The organism is Kocuria flava, assembly GCF_001482365.1.
Lineage (GTDB): Bacteria > Actinomycetota > Actinomycetes > Actinomycetales > Micrococcaceae > Kocuria > Kocuria flava.
On record NZ_CP013258.1, the window covers coordinates 1 to 4,520 of the forward strand.

Sequence of the window (4,520 nt, forward strand, 5' to 3'; positions counted from 1 at the left end):
ACCGATCAGGTTTTGAGACCAGGTCTTAGACCTAGGTCGGGGCCCGTGCGGTGGTCATCCCCGCCCACACCGGCACCACCGGTGCTCCCACCACCCGGCAGGCGGTGGTGGCTTCCGATCCCAAGAGCTTCACCCTCGATGACGGGCACACCTACGAGCGGCTCTCCGGGGCCGTGTGGGCCAAGCGCTATTGCGTGGACATCGGCACCCTGCGGGTCCGTCAGGCCTACACCGAGGGCGCGGAGCTGTTCGAGAGCCTGTGGCGCTCCGCCACCGACCCAGCACCCCGGACACCGCAGGAAATCGCCGCCGGGCAGGAGCAGTTCCTGATCGAGGCCCTGCGCGCCCATCATCGGACCCCGCCGTGGGGGCGGCCTGACTTTCACTATGACTTGGCCCGCGCCCAGGACGCTCTGGCGGGGATGGCCACGGACTTCGCCCGGATCCCCGAGGAGAAGCTCTGGGCGGTGCTGGAGCACTACCGCCGCACTCCGGAGGAGATCGCGGGGCTGAGCCAGCCGGTGGGCCCGGACTGCCTCACCACCGACCACGGCACCTGCGGCCGGTGCCGACCGGTGCTGGTGTGGGCCTGGGTCGCCGAACGCCGCTGGACCCACCATGACGGGGACCCGACCGTGGCCTATGACGTCGAGGCGATCCTTACCGCACTGGAAAGAATCGACCCCGACCACCGCAACACCCTCGGGCAGGTCCTGTCCCAGGTCCTCGACGAACACCACCGGGCCAACCAAGAGTCCACACACTGAGTGCACAACGCCGCTAACGCGCCGGCTCAGCCCGAGCCTGCGCATTGGTAGGGGAGCATCATCATCGACCGGGTTCCTCGGATCGACAGCTGAATCGGATGAGCCCCGCATGAAAGAGGCAGAGGCGCCCTTCGCGGTCCCTGCCACCACCGGGTCACCATTTCAGCCCATCTGGCTCGCTGTCTGGTCGGTATACCGACCCGCACGCGCGTGGCCTCTTCCCAGGAGCCTCCAAGCGGCCCAGGCCATCGAACGATGGAGCGCGCTGGCCCGTCGATAAGCGCTTCAATTCCTTTACTGAGCGGTAGGTAATGCACCCGTAACGCGCCGCGACGTTGCCTGAAACCTACGTTTCATAGCCTGGGTTTTATGCGCCGACCATTGCATTGACAAGAAGCCCGTGTCTGTTCGGCGTGTCTAACCATCGCAACGGCAAGCGTTCCGGCATCCACGCCAGCGCTCTCGTCACCATCCCGAGAGAAACAGCCCCTTCATGCGCATACTCGTTGTCAACGTCAACACCACTGCCTCCATGACTGAAGGCATCGGCCGGCAGGCCGCCGCGGCAGCGTCTCCGGGCACCGAGATTGTCCCGCTCACTCCGTTGTTCGGAGCTGAATCGGTCGAAGGCAACTACGAGAGCTACCTGGCCGCCGTCGCAGTTATGGAAACAGTCCGCGCGTACTCGGAGCCCTTCGACGCCGTGATCCAGGCCGGATACGGGGAGCACGGCCGCGAGGGGCTGCAGGAACTCCTCGACGTGCCGGTCGTGGACATCACCGAGGCAGCGGCCAGCACAGCGCTGTTCCTTGGCCACAAGTACTCCGTGGTCACCACCCTCGACCGCACGGTGCCGCTCATCGAGGACCGCCTCAAGCTTGCCGGACTCTCGGATCGCTGCGCCTCCGTGCGCGCCAGCGGCATGGCGGTCCTCGACCTGGAGCGAGACCCGGCCGCCGCCCTCCGGACCATCGCGGCCGCGGCCGAGCTCGCCGTGACGGAGGACCGCGCGGAGGTCATCTGCCTCGGCTGCGGCGGCATGGCCGGTCTCGCCGAGGAAGTCGTCGCCCGCACGGCCGTCCCGGTTGTCGACGGCGTCGCAGCGGCGGTCACCATCGCGGAGTCACTGGTCCGGCTGGGCCTCACCACCTCGAAGGTTCGCACGTTCGCCGCGCCACGGCCGAAGACCTTCACCAACTGGCCTCCACGGGTCGCCGCGGCGCGGCCCTAGCCCACCTCCTGGCCGAGGGCATCCCGTCACCGGCCCCATTCGTTCATCCCGAGAAAGCTTCATCATGACCACACGTCCCACAGCTCCGGAGAACTCCCGGACCGCAGCCGCTCCCGCAGAGGTTCATGCCAAGGCCGCCGGCCAGGAGTCGCTCGCCCCGCAGCAGGTACGCATCGCCGGCAGAACCTCCTACCTGCTGATGTGGCTAGGAGGTTGCGTCTCCATCGGCACCTTCACCATGGGCTCCAGCTTCGTGGGCACCTTGAACCTAATCCAGTTGCTGGTCGCCATCTCGATCGGGTGCCTGGTCATCAGCCTGGGTCTGGTCCTCAACGGGGCGGCTGGATATAAATTCGGCATCCCCTTCATGGTCCAGGCCAGGGCCCCCTTCGGCTTCACCGGAACCCGCATCCCAGGGCTGATCCGTGCCGTTCCTGCCCTCGTCTGGTACGGCTTCCAGAGCTGGATCGGGGCAGCGGCCCTCAACCAGGTCTCCTCCGTCCTCTTCGGGTTCGACAACCTGGTCCTGTTCTTCATCGTGTTCCAGCTCCTGCAAATCGGTCTTTCGATCTTCGGCTTCCAAGGCATCAAGTGGCTCGAGAACGTGGGGGCCGTCTTCATCCTCGCCTCGTTGGTGTACATGTTCTTCAGTGTGCTCAATCGCTACGGCGCGGAGATCCAGACCAATCTTGTCGATACCGAGGGCACGTGGGGCGCCCCGTTCTGGTCGGCGACCATGCTGTTCCTGGGCATCTACGCCACGATGATGATCAACGTCAGCGACTACTCCCGCGAGCACCGCCACGGCAGTAGCCCGGGCCTGCTTACGGGGCTGTACACGGCTGCGATCCTGCCGGTTACCGTATTCATGGGCATGATCGGGCTGATGGTCTCCTCGGCTACAGGGGTGGTCGACCCCATCCAGGTCTTCTCCAACGCAGTGGACAACACGCCCCTGCTGGTAATCACGCTGCTGTTCATCGCCTTCGCCCAAGTGACAACCAACGTGCTGAACAACGTCGTCCCGCCCACGTACGTCCTGATGGACGTCTTCAAGCTGCCGTTCCGCGTCTCGACCGTGATCGTCGGCCTGCTGGCCTTCGCTACCTTCCCCTGGCTGCTAGTGCGGGAGGAGTCCGCCGACGGCCTGCAGATCTTCGTGCAGACGTACTCGGCGTTCCTGGGCCCGATATTCGCGGTCATGGTGGTCGACTACTACGCCATTCGCCGAGGACGTCTTGAGCTCGACGCGTTTTACGACGCCGCAGGCCCGTACCGGGGGATCAACCCCGCGGCGGTGCTCGCCGTCGCTCTTGGAGTGGTGACAGCTTTCGTCTTTGCCGACTTCTCCTGGTACGCGGGTCTGGTGCCTGCAGGCGTCAGCTACTACCTGCTAATGCGTTTCTGGGCACCGGCCCAGCGGTTCCGCCCGGGACCCGCCGTGATCGAAGAGCGCAGGATAATCACCGAGTAACGGGACACACAGCGCTGATCGGCGCCCCCGTCCGACCAGCTCAATGACCGGCGACGCGCGGAGCACCCGTGTGTCGCCGGTCAGCTCTCATTCGGGGGCGCATTCCCGGCCTCGACGTCGGCCGTGTAGGTAGCGATGTCCGCAGCGGTCGTCAGGACGACCACGCCTTGTCTCCGTTGATGGGCCAAGGCGAGGAGACTGCTGAATCTATGCACCATGCCGCCCAGCGCGAATATTGACCACAATGAACCCAGGGCTCCCATGACACGGATATGTATGGAGTTACCGTCCACTGTCATGGACGGTGGATCGCAAGCTATGGGATGCGAGACGTCTCGTCTGGGAAGTTTGCGCCCGCATGTGTGACTTGCAGCGGTATCTGGCGGCGTTTTGTGATCGCTAAATGGCGCGCAAAGCGACGGAGCAAGGGGCTGGGCAAATCCTTCGTCTCGCGTGCCGTCACTTGACCTGGGGAAACATGCTCACTGCTTCTTCTCCTCGAGCACTGTGCGCCGTAGCTTATGAGCACCGTCAGGGACGGTAAGGTCCGTCGACGAATCCCCGAGGAGTACCTGTGGCTTGCATCTGCGTCATCGTCCCCCGCCATGTCTGCCTGAGATCGCCTTCACATGCCGACGTGTGGGCGCCGGCCACGGGCAGGTCTGTGTGAGCCGGCGGATATACCGTTGGCGTCCGGTCGAGATGCCCGACATCGCTCGTGACCAGGCCGCCGCCAGCAGGCGCATGTTCGTCAACCTTCGTGGCAGCCAAAAGTGGAAGGCCCAGATCGCCCGGGAGAAGAACTACAACTGGGCGGCGGTGCAAGTCGAGATCCGCAGCCTCGATGTGCACCTGTTGATCGCCGACCACCTCGACTCCGGCCCCTACTACTGGGTGACCGGCCCGATGGCCGAGGTGGCGATGGACGCCTCGCACGATGTCCCAGAAATGGACCCGGACCGAGACATGCCCTCCCCCTCCGGGATCATGGGCTTCGGAGCGCCGTTGCCGCCCCTTCCTTAGTACTACAGTCGCGCTTGTGAAGGGG

4 protein-coding genes are annotated in these 4,520 nt (G+C 64.9%); all 4 read left to right on the forward strand.

The genetic code is table 11. The features are described 5' to 3' along the window. Positions 1-107: 107 nt before the first annotated feature. Complete coding sequence (locus AS188_RS16250; RefSeq protein WP_147050762.1) at positions 108-767, forward strand: hypothetical protein; 660 nt, start codon at positions 108-110, stop codon at positions 765-767. A 493-nt stretch (positions 768-1,260) separates the two neighbouring features. Then, on the forward strand, positions 1,261-1,998 hold the full coding sequence (locus tag AS188_RS16255; RefSeq protein ID WP_058860107.1) for an aspartate/glutamate racemase family protein: 738 nt from the start codon (positions 1,261-1,263) through the stop codon (positions 1,996-1,998). 64 nt (positions 1,999-2,062) lie between these two features. After that, positions 2,063-3,472, forward strand: a complete 1,410-nt coding sequence (locus tag AS188_RS16260; RefSeq protein ID WP_058860108.1) for an NCS1 family transporter — start codon at positions 2,063-2,065, stop codon at positions 3,470-3,472. A gap of 702 nt (positions 3,473-4,174) precedes the next feature. Then, positions 4,175-4,495 carry a hypothetical protein gene (locus tag AS188_RS16265; protein WP_058860109.1) on the forward strand — a complete coding sequence of 107 codons (321 nt, stop codon included), beginning with the start codon at positions 4,175-4,177 and terminating at the stop codon, positions 4,493-4,495. Positions 4,496-4,520 lie beyond the last annotated feature (25 nt).